Annotated in this window: 1 protein-coding gene; it reads right to left on the bottom strand. The window is 54.4% G+C overall.

All coding sequences use genetic code 11. The annotated features are described in order from the left end of the window. A partial coding sequence (locus tag ACXJ5O_RS28590; RefSeq protein WP_457302855.1) for a carbohydrate ABC transporter permease occupies nucleotides 1–509 on the bottom strand: 509 nt, incomplete at its 3' end. Between the last annotated feature and the right edge of the window lie 337 nt (nucleotides 510–846).

Here is an 846-nt window from a genome sequence, read left to right as displayed (position 1 = left end):
ACGAACGGTGCGTTCTGCCACACGTTCACTCCGCCCACTGTGATGAGTGCCAGCGTCGGGTCGCCGAGCCAGATGAMCGGCGATCCGATGAGATAGTCGACAAGTCCATATGTTGGGTCGAGGAGGAGTTTCCAACAAAGCGCAGCGACGATAGGGGTTACCATCATCGGGACGATCAATGCCGTTCGAAAGATGCGGATGAACGGAAGATCCAGATTTAGAAGCAGGGCGATTGCCAGCCCAATCAGAATTTCGAGGCAGACCGTTGCAGAGGTATATCCAAGTGTAAGCCAGAGGCTTGCGACGAACACCCGATCTGCGAAAAGATCTCTATAGTTTTGCAGGCCCACAAACTGAGCTTCCGAAACGGGTTGGTCAATCGACCAGGCGACGAAGCTCATGATCAATGACAGCAATAACGGAACACCGAATACTGTCGCGCTAAGGACTATGGTAGGTAATGTGGTTAACGGAATGAAACAAAAGTCAGCTAATTCAGCAATCTGCACGAGATAACCCCGCCCCCGAACTCCCTGACTGGCGGGCGTAATGGCGCTCCGGTGCTGTCGATCGTGGTGCCTCATTCCTCGGCCCCTCACCACTTGGCTGCTACACGGTTGCTCGCAGCCACCTTCGTTCGCCACTATTGGGTGAGATATACTTTCGCCGATTAACCTTGCAGTGTCTCCTTAATAATTGTGATCAAGTGGACCCACCKTGGCAGGCTGCTGAAGCTACCCGTTACTTTCGCTCCCACGGCACCAGCGAAGCCGGACCCGTCGACTCGCGTATGATCAGTTCCGGCACAAGGCTTATGCGAAGCGGAGGAACTGTCCGATAGTGGGG

The organism is Phyllobacterium sp. P5_D12 (genome assembly GCF_054049495.1).
The sequence above is the reverse complement of the archived record's forward strand: the minus strand, read 5'-3'. Positions and strand labels throughout refer to the sequence as shown.